Origin of the sequence: Psychromonas sp. MME2 (assembly GCF_040566515.1) — a bacterium.
Classification (GTDB): domain Bacteria; phylum Pseudomonadota; class Gammaproteobacteria; order Enterobacterales; family Psychromonadaceae; genus Psychromonas.
This window is the reverse complement of the sequence record NZ_JBEWXI010000002.1, coordinates 280,270-303,203: the sequence shown is the minus strand read 5'-3', so window position 1 is coordinate 303,203 and position 22,934 is coordinate 280,270. Positions and strand designations below refer to the sequence as shown.

The 22,934-nt window shown below is 37.8% G+C and carries 14 protein-coding genes; 10 read left to right on the top strand and 4 right to left on the bottom strand.

From position 1 onward, the window contains the following. Positions 1–266 precede the first annotated feature (266 nt). The 3 genes from purL to cls all read left to right on the top strand — a co-directional run bounded on the left by purL (position 267) and on the right by cls (position 8,476). Entirely contained in the window at positions 267–4,160 is a 3,894-nt protein-coding gene (gene purL, locus AB1A03_RS01760; protein WP_354622868.1) for a phosphoribosylformylglycinamidine synthase, read from the top strand. Between the two features lie 107 nt (positions 4,161–4,267). Further along, entirely contained in the window at positions 4,268–6,961 is a 2,694-nt protein-coding gene (locus AB1A03_RS01755; RefSeq protein WP_354622867.1) for a sensor domain-containing protein, read from the top strand. A gap of 36 nt (positions 6,962–6,997) precedes the next feature. Next, positions 6,998–8,476 (top strand): cardiolipin synthase, encoded by a 1,479-nt coding sequence (cls, locus tag AB1A03_RS01750; protein WP_354622866.1) that lies wholly within the window; start codon positions 6,998–7,000, stop codon positions 8,474–8,476. Positions 8,477–8,503: 27 nt separating this feature from the next. On the opposite strand, the gene AB1A03_RS01745 is transcribed toward cls, so the two are convergent. Next, on the bottom strand, positions 8,504–9,100 hold the full coding sequence (locus AB1A03_RS01745) for a LysE/ArgO family amino acid transporter (RefSeq protein WP_354622865.1): 597 nt from the start codon (positions 9,098–9,100) through the stop codon (positions 8,504–8,506). Positions 9,101–9,249: 149 nt separating this feature from the next. Continuing rightward, positions 9,250–11,895, bottom strand: a complete 2,646-nt coding sequence (adhE, locus tag AB1A03_RS01740; RefSeq protein ID WP_354622864.1) for a bifunctional acetaldehyde-CoA/alcohol dehydrogenase — start codon at positions 11,893–11,895, stop codon at positions 9,250–9,252. 414 nt (positions 11,896–12,309) lie between these two features. On the opposite strand from adhE, the gene AB1A03_RS01735 reads away from it, so the two are divergent. The 6 genes from AB1A03_RS01735 to AB1A03_RS01710 all read left to right on the top strand — a co-directional run bounded on the left by AB1A03_RS01735 (position 12,310) and on the right by AB1A03_RS01710 (position 18,527). Next, complete coding sequence (locus tag AB1A03_RS01735; RefSeq protein ID WP_354622863.1) at positions 12,310–13,365, top strand: AI-2E family transporter; 1,056 nt, start codon at positions 12,310–12,312, stop codon at positions 13,363–13,365. A 2-nt stretch (positions 13,366–13,367) separates the two neighbouring features. After that, positions 13,368–14,282 carry a class I SAM-dependent methyltransferase gene (locus tag AB1A03_RS01730; RefSeq protein ID WP_354622862.1) on the top strand — a complete coding sequence of 305 codons (915 nt, stop codon included), beginning with the start codon at positions 13,368–13,370 and terminating at the stop codon, positions 14,280–14,282. A gap of 99 nt (positions 14,283–14,381) precedes the next feature. Then, positions 14,382–14,747: a hypothetical protein gene (locus AB1A03_RS01725; protein ID WP_354622861.1), complete on the top strand. Its 366-nt coding sequence runs from the start codon at positions 14,382–14,384 to the stop codon at positions 14,745–14,747. 7 nt (positions 14,748–14,754) lie between these two features. Beyond that, positions 14,755–16,380 (top strand): EAL domain-containing protein, encoded by a 1,626-nt coding sequence (locus AB1A03_RS01720; RefSeq protein WP_354622859.1) that lies wholly within the window; start codon positions 14,755–14,757, stop codon positions 16,378–16,380. 8 nt (positions 16,381–16,388) lie between these two features. Beyond that, positions 16,389–16,526 (top strand): LuxR C-terminal-related transcriptional regulator, encoded by a 138-nt coding sequence (locus AB1A03_RS01715; RefSeq protein ID WP_354622858.1) that lies wholly within the window; start codon positions 16,389–16,391, stop codon positions 16,524–16,526. A gap of 429 nt (positions 16,527–16,955) precedes the next feature. Continuing rightward, positions 16,956–18,527 carry a sugar porter family MFS transporter gene (locus AB1A03_RS01710; protein WP_354622857.1) on the top strand — a complete coding sequence of 524 codons (1,572 nt, stop codon included), beginning with the start codon at positions 16,956–16,958 and terminating at the stop codon, positions 18,525–18,527. Between the two features lie 244 nt (positions 18,528–18,771). Here AB1A03_RS01710 and pta read toward each other — a convergent pair whose 3' ends face one another. Both pta and AB1A03_RS01700 read right to left on the bottom strand, forming a co-directional pair. Further along, positions 18,772–20,949 (bottom strand): phosphate acetyltransferase, encoded by a 2,178-nt coding sequence (gene pta, locus AB1A03_RS01705; RefSeq protein ID WP_354622856.1) that lies wholly within the window; start codon positions 20,947–20,949, stop codon positions 18,772–18,774. Positions 20,950–21,013: 64 nt separating this feature from the next. Continuing rightward, positions 21,014–22,213, bottom strand: coding sequence for an acetate kinase (locus AB1A03_RS01700; protein ID WP_354622855.1), 1,200 nt, complete (start codon positions 22,211–22,213; stop codon positions 21,014–21,016). 271 nt (positions 22,214–22,484) lie between these two features. Between AB1A03_RS01700 and yfbV the strand changes: the two genes are divergently transcribed. Further along, positions 22,485–22,928 (top strand): terminus macrodomain insulation protein YfbV, encoded by a 444-nt coding sequence (gene yfbV, locus AB1A03_RS01695; protein ID WP_354622854.1) that lies wholly within the window; start codon positions 22,485–22,487, stop codon positions 22,926–22,928. Positions 22,929–22,934 lie beyond the last annotated feature (6 nt).

The window sequence follows — 22,934 nt, the reverse complement described above, 5'->3', positions numbered from 1 at the left end:
AGTAATGACCATATAAAATACAAGGAATAAACTATAAAAAATGATTATATTTCAGTTTTATATTAAATTATCCCGACTATAGAGGGTTTTTATTTAATAAAAAATGCTTTTTGCTTATAATAGCGACCCAATACCAATTATATCAATTAGCTAAATACTTCATGTTCGTTTTGCTTAGGAATAGCTCTGCGAATATTAGGCATATCTTTTTTTATGTGATTGGCGTAACCCAAGTTCATTTATTTATCCAACGAGAGAAATAATTTATGGAAATTTTGCGAGGGGCTCCAGCCTTATCGACATTTCGTGTTAATCAGTTATTAAAAAACTGTGAGGCATTAAACTTACCTGTAACACAAATATACGCTGAGTATATGCATGTTGCAGAGTTAGCAGATGCTTTAAATGACCAAGAGTTAGTTGTATTACAAAAACTATTAAAGTACGGACCACAAATCGCTGAGCATGATCCAGTTGGTACGTTACTCTTTGTTACGCCCCGTCCAGGTACCATTTCACCATGGTCTTCAAAAGCAACCGACATCGCGCATAACTGCGGATTAACTAAAGTAAAACGTTTAGAACGTGGTATTGCTTACTATGTGGAAACAAGCTGCTCTCTTTCTGCTGAGCAATATAACACTCTGACAAGTTTGCTATATGATCGTATGATGGAGGTCGTTTTTAGTTCACTAGATGATGCACAAAAACTTTTTGCTCACGGTGAACCTGCCCAGATGAGTAGCGTTGATATTATCGGTAATGGGCGTAGCGCCCTAGAAATAGCCAACGTTAATTTAGGTTTGGCACTCGCTGAAGATGAAATTGATTATTTGGTTGATAATTTTATTAAGTTAGGTCGTAACCCTAACGATATCGAATTAATGATGTTTGCTCAAGCAAACTCAGAACATTGCCGTCACAAAATTTTTAATGCTGATTGGACGATTGACGGTGTTAAGCAGCCTAAATCATTATTTAAAATGATCCGCAATACCCATGAAAAAATGGGTGAATTTGTTTTGTCTGCTTACAAAGATAATGCTGCTGTTATGATGGGCGAAAAGGCGGGACGCTTTTTCCCAAGTGTTGATGAGCGTGAATATGGTTACCATCATGAATATATCGATATTCTGATGAAAGTGGAAACACATAATCACCCGACAGCTATTTCTCCATTCCCCGGTTCTGCAACGGGATCTGGTGGTGAAATTCGTGATGAAGGTGCAACGGGAATTGGTTCAAAACCGAAAGCAGGTTTGGTTGGTTTTAGCGTAAGTAATTTGCGTATTCCTACCTTTGAGCAGCCTTGGGAAACTGATTTCGGTAAACCCGATCGTATTGTTTCTGCTTTGGATATTATGCTTGAAGCGCCATTAGGTGGTGCTGCATTTAATAATGAATTTGGCCGCCCTAATATTCTTGGTTATTTCCGAACTTACGAAGAGCAAGTCGATAGCCATAATGGGTTAGAAATTCGTGGTTACCATAAACCTATTATGCTTGCTGGTGGATTAGGTAATATTCGCCGTAGCCATGTAGAGAAAAAAGATATTCCGGTCGGCGCTAAGTTAATTGTACTCGGCGGCCCAGCAATGAACATCGGTTTAGGGGGGGGGGCAGCTTCTTCTATGGATTCAGGTGCTTCTTCAGAAGATTTAGACTTTGCTTCTGTACAACGTGAGAATCCAGAAATGGAACGTCGTTGTCAGGAAGTTATCGATCGTTGTTGGCAGATGGGTGATGATAACCCAATCCAATTCATTCATGATGTTGGTGCTGGTGGTCTTTCTAACGCAATGCCTGAATTGGTTAATGATGGTGGTCGCGGTGGTATTTTTGATCTTCGTGCCATTCCAAATGATGAGCAAAGTATGGCACCACATGAAATTTGGTGTAATGAGTCTCAAGAGCGTTATGTTTTAGCGGTCAAACCTGAAAATTTAGCGGTATTTGAAGCAATCTGTAAGCGTGAACGTGCAATGTATGCCGTGATTGGTGAAGCGACAGAAGAGAAACATTTAACACTTAATGATCCTCAGTTCGATAATAAACCCATTGATATGCCTTTGGAAGTGCTATTAGGTAAAGCGCCGAAAATGCATCGTGATGTGAAATCACAAACCGCTCAAGGTAAAGCATTAGACCTTTCAGGGGCAAGTATTAAAGATGCCGCGGAGCGTTTACTACGGTTACCTTCTATTGCTGAAAAAACATTCCTAATTACTATTGGGGATAGAACGGTTACCGGACTTGTTGCTCGTGATCAAATGGTTGGTCCTTGGCAAATACCAGTTGCAAACTGTGCTGTTACAGCCGCTAGTTATGACACCTACTTTGGTGAGTCAATGTCATTAGGTGAGCGCACTCCTGTCGCGTTACTTAATTTTGCGGCATCTGCACGTCTTGCTGTGGGTGAATCTATCACTAACATCGCCTGTTCTGATATTGGCGATTTCAAACGTATTAAACTCTCTGCTAACTGGATGTCTGCAGCAGGTCATCCAGGTGAAGATGCTGGTTTATATGCAGCTGTAAAAGCAGTTGGGGAAGAGTTATGTCCTGAATTGGATCTTACTATTCCTGTTGGAAAAGATTCCATGTCCATGAAAACGAAGTGGCAGCAAGAAGGTCAAGATAAAGAGGTTATTTCCCCTCTTTCACTTATTATTACCGCGTTTGGGGCTGTTAGAGATGTTCGCAACACGGTAACGCCTCAATTGCGTAGTGATCAAGGTGATACTGATTTAATTCTTGTAGACTTAGGTTGTGGTAAAAACCGTTTAGGGGGATCTTCTTTAGCACAAGTTTACAAGCAATTGGGAGATGTTACACCTGATGTTGATAATCCTGCTCAATTGCAAGGTTTCTTTAATGCGATGCAAACCTTAGTCGCGGATAAAAAATTACTCGCTTATCATGACCGTAGTGATGGTGGTTTATTTACTACTATCTCTGAAATGGCTTTTGCGGGGCATTGTGGTGTGTCGGTTAAATTAGACCAGTTAGGTACTGATGATTTTGCTTCGCTATATAACGAAGAGCTCGGCGCTGTTATTCAAGTGCGTGCGGAAGATAAAGAAGCAGTATTAAACGTACTTGCAGGGCATGGGTTAGCATCTAACTCTTTAGTTATCGGCTCACTAAATGACACAGATCAAATTATATTTACCCGTGACGGTGATGATGTTTTGGTTGCATCTCGTAGTGAGTTCCGTGCTATTTGGGCTGAGACCACGTTGAAAATGCAAGCGTTACGAGATAATCCAAGTTGTGCTCAACAAGAGTTTGAACTCAAATGTGACGATCAAGACCCCGGTTTAAGTGTAAATTTAACCTTTGATATTAATGAAGATGTTGCCGCTCCTTATATTGCAACTGGCGTTTTGCCGCGTATGGCAATTTTACGTGAACAGGGCGTTAATTCACAACAAGAGATGGCTGCTGCCTTTAATCGTGCTGGCTTCTCTGCCGTTGATGTTCATATGAGTGATATCTTATCTGGTGAGGTGCAATTATCTGATTTTGCAGGCCTCGTTGCTTGTGGCGGTTTTTCTTACGGTGACGTATTAGGCGCGGGTGAAGGTTGGGCTAAATCAATACTATTTAACCCACAAGCTCGCGATCAATTCCAAACATTTTTTGAGCGTCAAAATAGCTTTGCTTTAGGTGTTTGTAATGGTTGTCAGATGTTATCTAATTTAAACGAGTTGATTCCAGGTGCTGATTTATGGCCTCGTTTTGTGCGCAATAATTCAGAGCGTTTTGAGGCGCGATTTAGTTTAGTGGAAGTACAGAAAAACAACTCATTGTTTTTAAATGATATGGCCGGCTCTTATATGCCAATTGCGGTTTCACATGGTGAAGGTCGTGTCGAGGTGAAAGATGCAAACCATTTAGCTGCCATTGAAGCGAGTGGTAATATTGCACTGCGTTTTATCGATAATTACGGTAAACAAACGGAGCAATATCCAGCCAATCCCAATGGTTCACCTAATGGTATAACGGGGTTAACTTCTAAGGACGGGCGAGTTACTATTATGATGCCTCATCCAGAACGTGTATTTAGAACGGTTGCTAACTCATGGCATCCTGACGAGTGGCGTGAAGATAGTCCTTGGATGCGCATGTTTAGAAATGTGCGTAAGCAGATAGGTTGATATAGCTAGCAAAAAAGGGGGATATAAGATCCCCTTTTTTTTGTCTCATGTTATTCTTCTTGATTGATTTTACTCGGTAGTTTTAACTATTGAAATGGAAAATAATTGTGTCTGATAATGTGAAAATGGTGCTCTATGTTGGGCATAATATCGAACTAGCTAAAACAATGTTTAGCCTCAGTAATAGTGGCTTTTTGGATATTGACCATTTAACTAATGTCGCGGATATCTATAGCACACTCTCCTCAAATATTTACACTCACTTTATTTGTGAATTAAATATAGATAATAAGTTGCGTCTCCATATAGCGGATTCTTTTCCTCGATTAAATTGTATTTACCTAAATAGAATAGATAGCGCTAGCCATGGTGTAACTTTACCCTTCATAGATAGGGTATTAACAGATGAAATAAAAATCACCTTAGACGCATTAACTATTCCTATATATTTAAAAAGCAGGGAAGGAGATTATTTAGCTTGCAATCAATCTTATGCCAACCTGTTGGGGCTTACAGCAAAACAGGTCATTGGTAAAAAAGCAGGCGATATTCTTCCTAAAAATTTACTGCATCATGTTGAAGAAATAGATAAAAAAATATTTACAGAAAGAGGTGTACATTTTTACGAATATACATTTGATGATACTTCCGGTAAGCCGCTTAATGTCTGTTTTCGTAAAGAGGTTGTTGGTGATGGAGAAGTACAAATAGGCATCGTTTTTGATATTTCTGACAATATTAAAACTAAGAAATTATTAGAGCAAGAACAGATCATGCTGCGCGCAAGCGCCGATTCATCCAATGACTTAATATTCTTTAAAGATTTACAAAGTCGCTTTTTAGGCTGCAATAAACAATTTGAGAAATTTGTTGGGGCTTCAGAGGAAGCTATCATTGGAAAAACCGATGAGCAACTTTTTGCTATCGAGCAGGCTTTAATGTGTGTTAAACAAGATCGCCATGTTATGTCTACTAAAGAGATTTACCATGGCGAAGAGTATCTTACTTATAATGATGGAGTGCGCCACTTCATCGCCATGAAAAAAGAACCGTTACTTGATAAATTCGGTCATGTTCAAGGGTTAATTGGTATTGGTCGAGATATAACTGCGCATCATCTATTGGAAAAACAACTAAAAATTGCAAATGTAGTATTTGAAAATAGTAATGATAGTATTTTTGTAACAGATGCGAATGGAATAATATTATCTGCCAATCAAAGTTCCATGCGTATTTCTGGATACGCTAGAAATGAATTACTATCGCAGCATATTCACCTGCTCTCGTCTCATTTACACAATAAAACGTTTTATGCCGAAATAGCGCAAGCCTTAAAAACGCAAAGGTGTTGGTTGGGCGATATTACTTACCAAACCAAAAATGGAAATATTTATTATGCATGGCTTGAGGTTCATGTAGTAAGGCATGAGCAAGAAAACATGGTAAACCATGTCTACTCCTTTACTGATTTAACTCAAAACAAATCTGCAGAAGAAAAAATTAAGTACTTATCTAAACATGATCCTCTCACGGGGTTACTGAACCGTATTGCTTTATTTAGGCGCATTGAGGATGTTATTGCTCGTGCTAACTATAATGAATCCGCGGTTGCAGTTATGCTTATTAAGATAACTAGCGTTAAGATAATTAATGAACAGTATGGTCATAATGAAGGAGATTCTATTTTAAAAGAGAGTGCCAAACGGTTAAAGCTTTGCGTGGGTGAAAAATACACTTTGGCACGATTATGGGGAGATGAATTGGTCGTTATTGTTGATGAGTTAGAGAATGAACAAGATGTTGCTTTCCTTGCCCATGAAATTGCTGAATGTTTTAAATCGCCATATCTAATTGATAATGTTGAGGTTAGTTTGTCTGCCATGATAGGGATTAGTATTTATCCTGATGATGGATATGATGCGGATGCACTTTTAATTAGTGCAGAAAAAGCGATGTTAAGAGGAAGAAAAGATAGAACCCATGCTTATCATTTCTATACAGAAACCCTAACGAAATATTCTAAGCAGCAACTCGACTTTGAAGGAGAATTACAACAGGGGTTACTTCTTGATCAGTTTGAACTCTATTACCAGCCACAATATGACCTTAATAAACGTCAGGTCGTTGCTTTAGAAAGTTTATTACGTTGGAATCACCCTAAACACGGCGTGTTGCTTCCTGAGCGTTTTTTAATGCTTGCTGAAGAACGGGGAATGTTAGTACCTATCGGCTTGAAAATGATAAGAACAGCTGCTGACCAGGCGGTTATTTGGCAAAAACAAAATATTAATTTTGGGCGTATCACTATTAACTTGTCACGAATTCAATTAGAGCAGATCTCTTTTATCTCTGATTTACAAGTTATTTTAAAGGAAAGCAAATGTACTAGTCGTTGCCTAGAATTTGAGATAAACGAAAAAATATTTAATAGTGACAACTATGTTGTGCATGAAAATTTAATTAATATTAGTAAGTTAGGTTTTGCACTAACGGTGGATAATTTCGGTGCTGATATTTCGCTAATACCACTCATTGAAAAGCTGCAGATTGAAAAATTAAAAATATCCAAGGATTACACAAAAACGATGCCCGGAGGAATCGTTGCAGAAGCGATGATTAAGTCTATTATGACACTATCTCATTGTCTTGGGATTGATTTGGTTAGTGAGGGGCTTGATGATGTGCAGCAAGCCTGTTTTTCATCTGAGCCATTAATCGATACAGTACAAGGTAACTTGCAAGTTAAACCTATGAAGGCAAATGAAGCAACATTCTATTTGCGCTGTAATAAACGTAAATAGTGTTTCTCAAATCTTATATTTTGAAGGCCGTACATAATGGATAATTTATCTTGGACTTTAAATTGGCAAGATAACAGCTTATATGTGGCGCTATATGCCTTTCTTTATTTTTCATTATTAATATTAACTACCTTGCGCATTATTCTCAAACGCAGAGCCAGTGGGATCACTTTGGCCTGGTTGTTTTTAATCTTCGTATTACCATTATTTGGCATGATTAGTTATTTTATTTTAGGTGAGTTACACCTAGGTAAAAAAAGAGAGGAACGTCGTCAGCAAATTGGTACACAGTTTAAAGATTGGCTACGTAATGAACCCACCAGTAATAGGCAAAGCTTAAACGATGCCTCATACCTAGCCAGATCAATGCAAGCTTTTGTTGAATCCTATACTGGCATGCCTATGTTAAAGGGTAATAATCATATTCTGTTGCCTACAACGAAAAAAATCTTGATTGAAATAACTGAAGAAATAAACAGGTCACAGTCAACCTGCTATCTTCTTTTTTATTTATGTAAAGAGGGCGGATTAATTGATCCGCTCTTAGAGGCTTTAATGAATGCAGCTCAGCGAGGGGTTAAGTGTAAGTTATTGCTTGATTCGGTAGGTAGCCATGATTTTTTTAATAGTAAAATGCCGAAAAAATTACGTAAAGCTGGCGTCGAAGTGGTTGAAGCCTTACCGGTTGGTTGGTTTCGTTTGCTATTTCAACGACAGGATTTAAGGATGCACCGTAAACTTGTTTGTATTGATGATCATGTTGCATATACAGGCAGTATGAACTTAGTCGATCCCGTTTTTTTTAAAACGAAGCAAGGTTTTGGTGAGTGGGTTGATATCATGGTACGTTGTGAAGGTCCTATCGTACAATTAATGCAAGGGCTTTTTGTTTGGGACTGGTTCTTAGAAACGGATAACAAAATCCCTTTACCCTTGTCTGAAAAGGGGCGATTTCCCTCAGTAGGTAAACAAAAATCACAACTCATTCCATCGGGCCCTGAATTTGGCGAGGCGAGTATCCATCAGGTTTTTCTGACCGCTATCTATGAGGCTAAGCACAGCCTTGTTCTTACTACGCCATATTTTGTCCCCGATGAAAGCTTATTAGCGGCTTTGCAGGTCGCTGCGTTACGTGGTGTTGATGTTAAAATTATTATTCCAGCTAAAAATGACTCATTTATGGTGAAGTATGCTTCTCGTGCTTTTTTTGATGAATTGTTAACTGCAGGAGCACAAGTTTATAAGTTTTATGGTGGCTTGCTGCATACGAAAAGTATTGTTATCGATGAAAAAATAGCTTTATTAGGGACTGTTAACTTAGACAGGCGTAGTTTTTGGCTTAATTTTGAAATGACAATGTTAATCGATGATGGGGATTTTTCTAGTGAGTTGTTAACGTTACAAAAGCAATATCTGTTGGCTTCGAAGCAAATCTCATTATTAGAGTGGAAAAAGCGTAGTTACTTTAAAAAATTATTAGAAGGCACACTGTATCTTTTTAGTCCTTTATTATAAAACTAACGTTTAGCTAAAATAGCTCTTTTAAAAAAGTAAATTGAAGGCAATCGTTAACATAATAATGCCGACAACTGTTTCTAATATCTTCCATGAGCTTGCTTTAGAAAAGAATGGCGTTAGTACTCTAGCTCCATAACCTAAACTAAAAAAGAATACAAAAGAGGCTGAAATAGCACCTGCTGCAAAATAGGATTTATGCCCTTCATATTGGCTAGATATAGTACCTAATAAAAAAACCGTATCTAAGTAAACATGAGGGTTTAACCAAGTAAAGGCTAAGCATGTAAGGCATGTTTTCCATGGCGAACTTTGTATCTCTGCTGCTGCTTGTAAGGTATGTTCTTTTGTCCATGCAGAAAATAAACTTTGTACCCCATAAACAGCTAAAAAAGCAAAGCCAGCGTAACGTGCAATACTCTCCAATAACGGTAGCTGATTAATCATGTTGCTTAATCCAAATATCCCCAAATAAATTAGTATTGCATCCGAAAAAGCACAAATCAAACAGACCCAAAAAACATGTTTTTTTTGCAATCCCTGCTTTAATACGAAGGCGTTTTGTGCACCAATTGCCAATATCAAGGATAAGCCTAACAATAAACCAGACCAAAAAGCTTCCATACTCCCCCCCCCTTTATAGGATCTGTTATTAAGTGCTGTCGTGTTGTTTGTTTGAAAAATGAGAAAATAATAGTGAAAATCTAATTTTACGGTAAAAAAAAGCCTGCTATTAAGCAGGCTTTATTCGATATTAAGTTAAGAAATAAAGATTATTTAGCTTTCTTTTCTTCTTTAACTTCAACTTCTGGAGCGTCAACCACGTCTACATAAGCACGACCGTAGTAAGAAGCAATTAACACTTCTTTTAGCTCAGAAACTAATGGGTAACGTGGATTTGCACCAGTACATTGGTCATCAAATGCATGTAGTGCTAATTCGTCAACTTTTGCTAAGAAGTCAGCTTCATTAACGCCAGCTGCTTGAATTGAAAGTGGAATATCAAGAGCCACTTTTAACTCTTCTAACCAGTTTAATAGCGCATTAAGTTTATCTTCAGTGTTACCTTTAGTGAAACCTAAATGTGCAGCAACTTCAGCATAACGAGCGCGTGCTTTAGGACGGTCGTATTGAGAGAATGCAGTTTGTTTAGTTGGGTTATTAGTTGCATTGTAACGAACTGTGTTTGCAATTAATAATGCGTTTGCTAAACCGTGTGGAATATGGAATTCAGCACCTAGTTTATGCGCCATTGAGTGACATACACCCAAGAATGCATTAGCAAAAGACATACCTGCGATTGTTGCTGCATTGTGAACTTTTTCACGAGCAATCGGATCTTTTTTACCGTTAGCGTAAGAGCTTGGTAGGTATTCTTTAAGTAATTTAAGAGCTTGTAACGCATGACCGTCAGAATATTCATTTGCTAATACAGAAACATAAGCTTCCATTGCGTGAGTCACTGCATCGTAACCACCAAATGCACATAGTGATTTAGGCATATCCATTACAAGGTTAGCATCAACAACCGCCATGTTTGGAGTTAATTCGTAATCTGCTAATGGGTATTTTTGACCAGTAGCGTCATCAGTTACAACCGCAAACGGTGTTACTTCAGAACCTGTACCAGATGTTGTAGTGATACATACTAGTTCAGCTTTTGCACCCATTTTAGGGAATTTGTAAATACGTTTACGGATATCCATAAAGCGCATAGATAGATCTTCAAAATCTGTTTCTGGGTGTTCATACATAACCCACATGATTTTTGCAGCATCCATCGGTGAACCACCACCAACAGCTAAAATAACATCTGGTTGGTAGCTAGCACATGCAGCAGCACCTGCTTTAACAACACTTAATGTTGGATCCGCTTCTACTTCGTGGAATACTTCAACTTCCATGCCTTTATCTTTTAAGATAGCACGTAGGTCATCAATATAACCATTGTTGAATAGGAAACGGTCTGTCACGATTAGAGCACGTTTTTTGCCTTCAAGGTCTGTCATTGCAACAGGTAGACAGCCACGACGGAAGTAGATTGATTTTGGTAGTTTATGCCACAACATATTTTCAGCTCTCAATGCAACAGTTTTCTTATTGATAAGGTGTTTTGGACCTACGTTTTCAGAAATCGCGTTACCGCCCCATGAACCACAACCTAATGTTAGAGATGGTGCTAGTTCGAAGTTGTAAAGGTCACCGATACCACCGTGTGAAGATGGAGTATTGATAAGAATACGCGCGGTTTTCATTTTATCGCCAAAGTAAGCAATACGATCTTTGTTTGCATCTTGGTCTGTATAAAGTACTGAAGTATGACCAACACCACCTATATCTAACACGATACCAGCTTGACGCACTGCATCTTCGTAGTTTTTCGCTTTGAATAGACCTAAAGTTGGAGAAAGTTTTTCATGTGCAAACTCGTCATCCCATGAAGCTTCAAGACCTTCACCAATTAAGATTTTAGTTGATGTTGGTACTTTAACGCCTGCTAGTGCAGCAATTTTGTATGCTGGTTGACCAACAATTTTTGCGTTTAACGCACCATCGATCATTAGTACTTTACGTACTTTGTCTGCGTCTGCGTTGCTTAGTACAGCTGCGCCATATTTCATGAAGCGCGCTTTAACTGCATCGTAAACAGATTCAACAACGATTGCCGCTTGCTCAGAAGCACAGATTACACCGTTATCGAAAGTTTTAGACATTAAGATTGAAGAAACAGCACGTTTAATATCTGCAGTTTCATCGATTACTACTGGTGTGTTACCAGCACCAACACCGATAGCTGGCTTACCTGAAGAGTATGCAGCTTTAACCATACCTGGACCACCAGTCGCTAGGATAAGGTTGATGTCGTCATGTTTCATTAGCTTGTTAGAAAGATCAACAGATGGTACATCAATCCAACCAATAATATCTTTTGGAGCACCCGCTTTAATCGCTGCATCTAATACTAATTTAGCTGCATAGTTAGTTGCATTTTTAGCGCGTGGGTGTGGAGAAAAGATACAGCCATTACGTGTTTTTAAACAGATAAGCGCTTTAAAAATTGCTGTAGAAGTTGGGTTTGTTGTTGGTACGATAGCACAAACGATACCTACAGGTTCTGCGATTGTTATCGTGCCGCCTTCTTCATTGCGAGCAATAACACCACAAGTCAATTCGTCTTTATATTTGTTGTAGATAAATTCTGAAGCAAAGTGGTTTTTAATTACTTTATCTTCCATTATACCCATGCCAGACTCTTCTGCTGCCATTTTTGCTAGTTCGATGCGAGCTGTAGAAGCCGCCAAAGAAGCTGCGCGGAATATTTTATCTACTTGCTCTTGTGAAAAAGTTGCATATTCTTGTTGTGCCGCTTTTACACGAGCAACCATAGCATCTAATTCAGCAACGTTACTTACCGTCATATATTTCTCCAAAGGTTTATAAATTTAAAAGTGTTTTAATAAAACGCGTTTTGCAATGACCAACTAATATTAGTAAAAAACTTTGATATTGATTATAAAAATAAGTATTTATTCTGTATTGATTGAGATTATATGTAAGTAACTTACAAAAAAGAAAGATAAATAACGATTCTTTTTTTTGGTAATACAATAGCATAGAAAAAATTGCGATATCATTATCAAAATTTAGTAGATATTCGCCTGCTTTTTTTTTTACATTGTGCGTATTGTAATTTTATTACAGTATGGAGGCAAATTTTTTTAACATAAAAAAGTGATTTTACTTAATAATTAGCTTTGTTCTATACGAAACTCTTTGCAGATTAACATGAGCAGTAATAAGCTTAAAAATTGTTATACAAATGAGAGTTATTTATGCCCAATATTTCCGCACTTACTCGTAGCCTTTTGTTTTTTTCAACTTTTGTTATCTCTTTAGCTGGAATAAAAGTAGCGGCTCCGATTGTCGTGCCATTCTTACTATCGTTATTTGTGGCCATTATTTGTAATCCAGCCGTCACCTTTTTAACCAATAAAAAAATTCCACATGGTATTGCGATTAGTTTAATTATTTTGGCGATCTTTTTTTCATTTATATTATTGGGTGGCATTGTCGGCGCTTCTGTTAATGAGTTTCGTCAAGCAATTCCTCAATATGAAGCGCAATTGTCAGGAGAGCTTACTTGGTTAATTAATTGGATGGGAAAATACAATATTTCCTTGTCGATGAGTGAGGTGCGCAATTATTTTGATCCGGCTAAAGTCATGACGCTGGTGACCACAACGCTAAGTGGTTTCAGTAGTGTGCTAGGAAATGCATTCTTATTGTTGCTGACTGTGATATTTATGCTTACAGAGGGAAAAAGCTTTACAACAAAGCTGCACATTGCCTTTGATGACTCTGCCCTTACAACGAGACGTTTGGATCATTTTATCGATATGGTTAATCAATACATGGCCATAAAGACGGTCATTAGTCTGTTAACAGGGGCAATTATAGGTTTTTCATTATGGCTGCTAGGGGTTGATTTTTTTGTTTTATGGGCGGTTCTTGCTTTTTTACTTAATTACATTCCTAACATCGGCTCTATTATCGCCGCAGTCCCTGCTGTAATATTAACCTTTTTACAACTTGGTTTTGGTTCAGCCGCGATTGTCATTGGATTGTTTGTCAGTGTTAATATGATTATGGGGAACATTGTTGAGCCAAAATTTATGGGGCGAAGCTTAGGTTTATCCACACTCGTGGTTTTTTTATCATTAATTTTCTGGGGGTGGTTATTAGGCATGGTGGGAATGTTACTCTCTGTTCCATTAACCATGATTTTAAAAATAGCTTTGTTGAATAGTAGTGAGGGAAGGTGGTTTGCCATCTTGTTAAGCTCCGATGAAGAAGTCAAAGCGTTACAAGTGAATAAAGAAGATAGTTAACTATGAACATATTAAACCATATTAATTGGTGCAAAGTGGCTGAGTTGCCAGAATCAGAACTGCAGCGTTTGTTGCATGGGCGTGGTTTTCGTTTTCCAGATTATACCCATGTTAATATCGACTGGTTATCGCCTGTTGTTTTAATTATTTTATATAAAGAGGTTGAGACGAGCTGGATAGATGAACTTAGTCAACAATTATTAGTTAAAATGACGGAACTGGGGTTTGTGGTTAAAAGTATTCAAGTACAGTATCGCTGTCGGGATTTTGCACCAACAGAGGTGCTTTATGGAGAAGCTCTGACCGATTTTATTGCTACCGAAGATAGTCTTAAATATAAAATAAATTTAGGTAGCAAACAAAATTACGGTATTTTTTTAGATATGAAAAATGGTCGTCAGTGGGTGCAAGCTAACAGTCGCAATAAACGCGTATTAAACCTATTTTCTTATACCTGTGCTTTTTCTAATGTCGCGATCGCTGGTGGCGCGCAAGAGGTCGTTAATTTAGATATGAGCAAAGCAGCATTAGCGGTGGGGCGTGATAATCATCGCTTGAATGGCCATGATTTAAGTCGTGTAAAATATTTAGGGCATGATTTGTTTAAATCATGGGGAAAGGTGAGGCGTTATGGGCCGTTTGATTTGATTATTGTTGATCCACCTTCATTACAAAAAGGTAGTGTTAACATTAAAAATGATTATCCTAAAATCATTCGTCGTTTACCAGAGTTATTAAGTGAAGGCGGGAAAGCGTTGTTATGTTTAAATTCTCCTGACTTAGGTGTCAATTTTTTATTAGAAATTATTGAAGCTGAGCTTCCCAATGCGAAAATCATCACTAAAATAGCGCCACCTTCAGAGTTTACCAATATCAATGAAGATCATGGTTTAAAAACGATTTTAATCGTTTTGTAACATGCCGACTTGGCCTTGTTGTTAATACCGGTAGCGTATCCCTCGTTTTATTGTTCAATGTAACGATGCTCGTAGAGAAAAAGTAAGAATGGTTAGTTAATGCAAAATAATAGAGCTGCAAACGGATCTGGTAGTGATGCCGTTGGTAAGTCGCAATCTTGGATAGAAAACATTCCTAGTAGTAATCGAATCTATTTATTAAACATACTTATTGTTGAATTTAATTCTAATATTCAATCATTAAATGCAAATGATGAAAATGATGCAAATGTTGGCCGTATCACCCACCGTATAAAAGGTGCAGCTTTAATGTTGCAACTCAATGATATTCTAGCGGTAGTTGATGAAATTGGAAAATATCTAAATGCGCCAGACAAACTATCCATGCTGATAAAATTTTTGCAGCAAGAGCTTCAATTAGCTATTAAGCAAGCAGAGCGTTGGTTAATGATGAACGGATTATAATAACGGGATGAATATACTTATTGTACAAGGCGATCATCGTTTTTCAATGTCGCTTAAGTTGATGCTGAATGAGTGTGTCACTGATGTTATGGATAATGTGTTACAAGCATTTGATTGTCATAGCGCGCTGTCATTATGCAAAAAACAGCGTTTTGATTATATTTTTTCTGATATCGAGTTGCCAGGTGGCGATATTGTTTATCTATTAAGTCAACTGGCTGATAACCATTGCCTGCCCCATGTCGTTATTGTCAGTGATTGTGCGAGTAATATTGTGAAATTAACTCAAACTACTGCAGATGCATTACATTTTCCTTCTGTTTCTCGTTTAAAAAAATCATTAGTCTCTGGCGATATTAAGCAGATATTCGCGGCGAGAGTTAACCATTGTGGCGCCATCAATCATAGGGTGATAAGCGAACATTACTTTACTGAAACTGAGATATTTGCAGCCATTGAAAATGGTGAAATTTTTAATTATTACCAATCTCAAGTCGACTTTAAAAGCAATGCTATCATTGGTGTTGAGGCCTTTGCTCGGTGGGAGCACCCTTTTTTAGGTGTGCTTGATGCCGAACAATTTTTACCACTCATTCATGCAAAAGAGACTTATAACGTCTTATTTAAAGCTGTGTTAATTAAGTCAATTCGAGCGATAAAAGGTATTGAGCCGCAAATTAAATTGTCAGTTAATCTTAACCAAAAAGATTTACAGTGGGTCGATATTTACCAAGAAGTTAAAAAAATTTGTTGCGATGAGGGGTTTAATTACCAAAACCTCACTCTCGAGTTAGTTGAAACAGATATTTATGAAGTTGATATTAATGCATTCGTGAATATTGCTCGGTTAAAATTGCTAGGTATTTCATTGGCCATTAAAGATTTTGGTGTTGGCTCTTCATCTTTACAAAAAATAACTCAAATTCCTTTTGATATTTTAAAAATAAGTAAAGTTTTTAGTCATGATATTAAGCATAACTATCAACACGCAGCCATTGTTAAATTGGCTATTAATGCAGCAAAAGCGTTAGGGATGATATCGATTGTTGAGGGGGTTGAAGATGAAGAGTCGTGGAATTATATCCGCAATATGGGCGCCGTAGCATGCCAAGGCTATTATACGGGTAGACCGATGCCTATTAATCAATTAAAAGAAACAATTAGTGCATCATCGATAATTTCTGATTCGAATTTAATTGATTGTTTGATCATCGATGATCAGCCTATAGTCGGTGCATCATTAAAATTTAATCTTAGCCAAGATCCACGCTTTTCGACGGTAAATTACGTTTTAGAATCAAGAATGGCACTGGATTACGTAAGAGACAATGCTTGTAATCTTGTCATTGCTGATATTAATCTAAACAATGAAGATGGATTTGACTTAGTTACCTTATTAAGAAGTAAAGGTTTTTGTGGTAACGTGATAATGATGTCCGGTATAAAAAATCCAATATACCAGCAGCTTGCAAGTGGTATTGGGGCAGCCGGGTTTATTGATAAAAGTATGGATTTAAATGCACTTGTCGAGCGTGTTTTTTATTTAAGTGGACAAGCGGCTATCGGCGTAGACCATGAAAAAAAAGATCCTCTGCATTCGATAGCCTATCAAAACGAGAACTTGAAGTTTTAAATGCGTTAATGAGCGGTTTAAATAACAAGATGGTCGCTAATAAACTTAATATTGATCAAAAAACGGTCAGCACATATAAATATAGAATATTTAAAAAATTGCAGATAAACAGCATGATGGAACTCTCCTCCTTGCGTATAAATTGAATAGTGTTAATTAATCATTCCTTGCTCAACAAACATATGGGGTAATGGGCCATCTATAGTCTACTCTTGCTTTTTTAACTCTTAATTTACATCAAATTAATTAAGGTTCATTTAAATTGATGGAGGAAAGCGCTCAATTAGATAATTAAGGTGATGTCTATCGTGCTCTCCTGTGAAACTTGCTACGAGAAACGAAGATATTTTTACCAGTAAAATAGAATTTCAATTGCTATAACTCCATTTACTTTTCATCTCTCTCCCTATTAATCAATCTCAATTTATTTTCCATTGTTTCTAACTTTTATCCTTTAATGATTATTTTTTGCTAACCAATTTTTACTGAAGATCAACCAATTACGATCTATCTCACTAAATTGGTTGTCCAAAAGTGTTTAAATAACATTTGATATCACCCCTTGAGGATAAAAAATGAATATAAAAACATATAACGCTTATAAGTATGCGTTAATCGTTGCAATTGGAGGTTTTGTCTTTGGCTTGGATGCCGCTATTATTTCTGGTACGGTGCGTTACATCGCCGCTGAGTTTTCTCTTAGTAATATTGAAATTGGTGTTGTTGTGAGTGCACCTAGCCTTGGTGCGGTTATAGCTTTACTTTTTGCTGGTAAAGCAGCAGATGCTTTAGGGCGAAAGAAAACACTCATTATTGTTGCTATATTGTATTTATTTTCCGCTCTAATATCGGCTTTGGCGACAAGCTTCATGATGCTAGTGAGTGCTAGATTTATTGGAGGATTAGCCTTTAGTTCTTTATCCTTGGCATCTATGTATATTGGTGAAATAGCGCCCGCTAAACAGCGAGGCAGATTAGTTTCGGCTAACCAATTCAATATTGTAATAGGTTTGTTAGCCGCATATTTTATTAACTATTACTTAGTCATACATGTGAACGAAAGTTCACTGTTATTTTCTTCGAGTAATATCTGGCGTACCATGCTCGCTTCAGAGCTTATTCCTGCTGTAGCTTGGGTTTTACTATTAATTAGAGTACCTGAATCTCCACGCTGGCTATCAATGAAAGGTAAACATGAAGAAGCACTAGTCGTGCTCAATAAAATATTACCTGAACAGCAGGCCGCTCAAGTACAATCTGAAATCCAGCAGAACCTAAATGAACACAAAGAAACAGAAAACATTACCCAGCAATTAAAATTACTATTTTCTTCACCAATGAAAACGGTATTTGCCATCGGTTTTATTATGGCGGTAGTGCAGGGTGTAACTGGCATGAATGCTATTTTGTTTTATGCCCCAACAGTATTTGAACAAATTGGCTTTGGTGTTAATGCATCATTTCAGCAAGCAATCTACATTGGCGTAACTAGCGTTGTATTTACTGTGCTCGCCATATTTTTTATCGATAAAGTGGGGCGTAAACCATTGTTGATATTAGGTCTATCGGTTGTTGTAATAAGCCATGCAACCTGTTGGTACGGCTTTAATAATGCTACCTATAGTGTTAACGAACAAACCATTGAAAAACTTGAAAATGTGATTGATACCGCTCCACTTACTGCGCAACTAGGTAAGCACTTCGATACAGATGTTAGTTTTAAAGCAATGTTAGCGAATAATTATGATGCTAATGCTTTGCGTTTAAATGAAGGGCATATTATTGAAGCATCTATCAATGTTAACCCTATTTTGGTACTTATTGGTATTCTGGCTTTTATAGCGGCGTTTCATATATCAATTGGTCCTATTATGTGGGTTTTATTCTCAGAGATATTTCCTAACTCGGTACGAAGTGTGGCGATCCCTCTTTTCGCGTTGGTTACGAGTATTGCTAGCTATTTGATTCAGCAATTTTTCCCATGGCAGCTTGCTACTTTTGGTGCAGCTAATACTTTCTTAATTTATTCAATGTTTGGGTTAATAGGGCTAATACTCTTATGGCCACTGTTGCCCGAAACCAAGAATAAAAGTCTTGAAGAAATAGAACATGCTTTGGTTGGGCAAGATAAAAAACTTAAAGTCTAGATTGGAAAATAAGGGGGATAACCAAAACAGCGTTAATATTTGTGATGCATAGAGATTGTTTCGATTCAACAAGGCTATCTCTAAATCACCTTTATAATTTACATCCTAAATTTATCAATTGCAGTAATTGCTTATTCTAATTGCAAAAATCAATAACAAGAGTGAAACGTAGTTTCACTTCAATAAAAAAGCCGCTCATTTATGTAGTAACATGAATGAGCGGCTTTTTTATTTATAAAGTTTTCTATTTTTTAACAGGCTTTTCTTGTAACCCATTTTTTTCTTGAGCTTGTGTCGCTTGGATAGCGGTTAATGCAATAGTATAAACAATATCGTCGACTAATGCGCCACGCGACAGATCGTTTACTGGCTTGCGCATCCCCTGTAGCATTGGACCAATACTGATTAAGTCTGCGCTTCGCTGTACAGCTTTGTATGTTGTATTACCCGTATTTAAGTCAGGGAATATAAATACAGTTGCTTGTCCTGCCACCTTAGAGTTCGGTGCTTTGCTTTTCGCTACATTTTCCATGACCGCTGCATCGTATTGTAGTGGGCCATCAATAAGTAGGTCTGGGCGACGTTGTTGTGCAATTTTTGTTGCTTCACGTACTTTGTCAACATCGCTACCTGCCCCAGAGGTGCCTGTTGAGTAGCTTATCATTGCAACTTTAGGGTCAATACCAAAAGCAATGGCAGAATCGGCAGATTGAATGGCAATATCAGCAAGTTGTTCAGCGGTAGGATCTGGGTTAATAGCACAATCACCATAAACCAATACTTGGTCTGGTAGTAACATAAAGAAGATAGAAGAAACGATGCTTGCACCTGGCGCTGTTTTTATTAGCTGTAGTGGTGGGCGAATGGTGTTGGCAGTCGTGTGAATCGCACCAGAAACCAAGCCTGCTACTTCATTCTCAGCTAACATCATAGTGCCAAGGACAACAGTATCTTGCAATTGTTCACGTGCAACCACTTCTGTCAAGCCTTTAGATTTACGTAGTTCGACCATTGGTGCGATATAACGTTCAATTACATGAACAGGATTGATGATTTCTACTTCATCGGTTAAAACGATACCTTGCTGTGTTGCTACGCGCTGAATCTCTTCTGGATCACCTAATAAAACAGGTTTTGCAATACCGCGTTGAGCACAGATAAGCGCCGCTTGAATTGTACGAGGTTCTTCACCTTCAGGTAATACGATGCGTTGGTTTGCTCGACGAGCAAGCTCCGTTAAGTGGTAACGGAAGGCTGGTGGTGATAAACGACGTGCCAATGATGAATCTTTTGTTAGTGTATTGAGCCAGTGCTTATCGATATGGCTAGCGATATATTCTTGTACTTTTTCAATACGTTCCATATCATCAATGGGAATTTCCATATTAAAGTTTTGAAGGCGTTGCGCGGTTTGCCATGTATTACTTTTTATTAATAATATAGGTAAGCCAGATAGCATTGCTTGCTTACAGAGTTTAAGCACCTCTTCTTCTGGATGATAATCTCCCGTCAACAATAAACAACCAATTTTCATGCCGTTCATTACAGCTAAACAAGCAGCAATGATCACATCGCTTCGGTCGCCCGAGGTCACTAGCATTGAACCTGCTTTGAAATGCTCAACCATATTGGGAATAGAACGTGCACAAAAGATAACATTGTGCAAACGGCGATTTTCAATATCACCTTTGTTGAGTACTTTTGCTTCAAGGTGTGTGGCAAGATCTTTTACTCGTGGTGCGATAAGTTCAGCACTCCAAGGAATGCAGCCCAGAATAGGCAATGGACTTTTGCTGAACATTTGTAGAACTTCTAGGTTGTTATTAGCAACACTATCAGGAATATCAAACATTTCAGTTAGATCGGGGCGCATTTTTTCATTTTCATCAACGGGAGCACCAACTTTATTAATGATACACCCAGCGATACGCTTATTTTTTTTGCCGCCAAAAGAGGATATTGCAATTTCCATGCGTTCTTTAAGTTGTTGCGATGTGTCATTACTCGGGTGAGTTACAAAGACCATATCAGCACTTAATGCTTTGGCAATGCTATAGTTTATTTCATTAGCGAATTGATGTTTATCCGTAGGTACTAACCCTTCTACGATAGTAACGTCACTCTCTTTTGTGCCTTGGCGAAAACGTTCAACGATATTTTCTAACAATTCAGATGTTCGCCCTGATGAAATCAAGTTTTCAGCATATTTAATGGCAAAAGGCTCTGGAGGGTTGATTGATGAACCATTGCGTAATGTTGCAGTCGAACGTTCTGGTCCACTGTCTCCAGGTCGAGGCTGAGCAATAGGTTTATAAAAATTAACGGCAACGCCTTGGCGCTCCATAGCGCGAACCATTCCAAGACTTACAGATGTGACACCAACACCTGAGCCAATGGGAATGAGCATTATTGTACGAGACATGATAAATCCTTAGTCGATAAGTTAATTATTAAGCAGGGGCGGCCCTGTTTATTATTAAAAATAGTTAAATAGAGACAAGTCTAGCTGAATCTTGTGCAATCACCCACTCTTCATTGGTTGGGATAACTAGCACAAGAGGAGAGCCTTCTTGTGTAATAATTCCTTGTTTGCCTAAGATTGTTTCTTTATTTTTTTCAGTATCAATTTGGTAACCGAAAATAGCAAGTTGTTCTAGCACTTTTGTACGTACGATCGATGCATTTTCACCAATGCCACCGGTGAATATAATAGCATCAATACGACCTAACGGGACTGCAAATGAAGCAATGTATTTTGCTAATCGGTAACAAAACATCTCTAAGGCTAGAATGGCGCCAGAGTGGCCTTCTTCACTGTGCTCTGTTATATCTCTAAAATCGCTTGATAAACCTGAAATACCTAATAAGCCACTCTGTTTTTGAAGCATATCCATAACACCAGTTAAGCTATATCCTTCGCGGGTGACTAAATGTTCAATAATGCTTGGATCAATATCACCACAGCGCGTCCCCATTACTAATCCTTCAAGGGGTGTCATTCCCATGCTTGTGTCTACACTTTTACCATTTTTGATTGCGGTAACTGACGCGCCATTACCTAAATGAGCTGAAATTACGTTAAGTTCGTTAATTGGTTTGTTAAGTAGTTTTGCGGCTTCTTGGCTGACAAATAAATGGCTTGTACCATGCATCCCATAACGACGGATACCTTTTTCTTTATAGAGGTTATAAGGTAGGGCATACATAAAGGCTTTATTAGGCATTGTTTGGTGAAAAGCGGTGTCAAAAACAGCCACCTGTGGAAGCGTTGGAAAAGCACGCTGTGCTGCTTTGATACCTAAAATATGCGCAGGATTATGTAATGGAGCAAGAGAGGCACATTTTTCGATACCTTCAAGAACACAATCATCAATGATCACTGATTGGGTAAACTTCTCTCCACCATGAACGATTCGGTGTCCAATGGCGACAAATTTTTCTGCGAGTCCCGCTTCTTTGTTAATGATTTCTTCAACAATATAAGATATTGCTGCTGAATGAGCGCTATTTGCTGACAGACTAGCGGCTTCTTTTTTACCATCAATTTTCCATTTGATGCGTGCATCTGGGAGATAAAAGCATTCTGCAATGCCGCTGATGATTTCATCACCATTTCCGGCATTTATTACAGCAAATTTAAGGGATGAACTACCGCAGTTAAGAACAAGTACAAGTTTATTAATCATGAAAATTTCCAGTAAATGTAATGTAAAAATCAAAGGTCAGCAATTAATTGCTATGCTGAAAACGTTAACAATGCATTAACCACCGTAAAACTAAGCTGAAACGAGGTGATTTATCTCACATAATGTATAGTGCAGTCTACGCTCATACAAATAATAAAAAAACCGCAATTTACTTATAAATTAACATAAATCAATTTTTGTATTACAATAGGTTAAATGTATTGGTGTGGCTTTTACTGGTATTTTTTCATGAACCGGGAGAATTTTTGAATTGTTTTTTGATATAGTTAGACAAGGCGATAATTATTTACAAAATTGGCCAAAACAAAGGGTGCTTAATTGTTTATTCATTGACAGTAAAGTAGCTTATTATACTCGACTATCTATGGCAATTATGCCCGCTTTTCTGGTATTAGCTCTATTGTTAGCTGTTATCTACCCTAACTTTTTTAATTGGCCAATGTTGATGACTTATCTTTTCTTCATTTTAGGGTTGCCGATACAAGGTTTATATTGGTTAGGCAAACGGTCACAACTATTCTTACCACCACAGTTGCTTTCGTGGTATGCCGAGATCCAGAGTAAATTACAGGGGCGTAGACATACCGAGAGTACTTCTGGGCATCAGCCACGTTATATGGATTTAGCTTTACTATTAAGTAAAGCATTTAAGTTGGGTGGGGATAATTTTTTGCAGCAGAATGAACTAATTTAACCTCAA

Coding starts and splice junctions, on each gene's coding strand:
- AB1A03_RS01745 (WP_354622865.1), bottom strand. CDS start 9,100: ATGGAAGCTTTTTGGTCTGGTTTATTGTTAGGCTTATCCTTGATATTG.
- AB1A03_RS01735 (WP_354622863.1), top strand. CDS start 12,310: ATGCCCAATATTTCCGCACTTACTCGTAGCCTTTTGTTTTTTTCAACT.
- AB1A03_RS01710 (WP_354622857.1), top strand. CDS start 16,956: ATGAATATAAAAACATATAACGCTTATAAGTATGCGTTAATCGTTGCA.
- cls (WP_354622866.1), top strand. CDS start 6,998: ATGGATAATTTATCTTGGACTTTAAATTGGCAAGATAACAGCTTATAT.
- purL (WP_354622868.1), top strand. CDS start 267: ATGGAAATTTTGCGAGGGGCTCCAGCCTTATCGACATTTCGTGTTAAT.
- pta (WP_354622856.1), bottom strand. CDS start 20,949: ATGTCTCGTACAATAATGCTCATTCCCATTGGCTCAGGTGTTGGTGTC.
- AB1A03_RS01715 (WP_354622858.1), top strand. CDS start 16,389: ATGAGCGGTTTAAATAACAAGATGGTCGCTAATAAACTTAATATTGAT.
- AB1A03_RS01720 (WP_354622859.1), top strand. CDS start 14,755: ATGAATATACTTATTGTACAAGGCGATCATCGTTTTTCAATGTCGCTT.
- AB1A03_RS01730 (WP_354622862.1), top strand. CDS start 13,368: ATGAACATATTAAACCATATTAATTGGTGCAAAGTGGCTGAGTTGCCA.
- AB1A03_RS01700 (WP_354622855.1), bottom strand. CDS start 22,213: ATGATTAATAAACTTGTACTTGTTCTTAACTGCGGTAGTTCATCCCTT.
- AB1A03_RS01725 (WP_354622861.1), top strand. CDS start 14,382: ATGCAAAATAATAGAGCTGCAAACGGATCTGGTAGTGATGCCGTTGGT.
- adhE (WP_354622864.1), bottom strand. CDS start 11,895: ATGACGGTAAGTAACGTTGCTGAATTAGATGCTATGGTTGCTCGTGTA.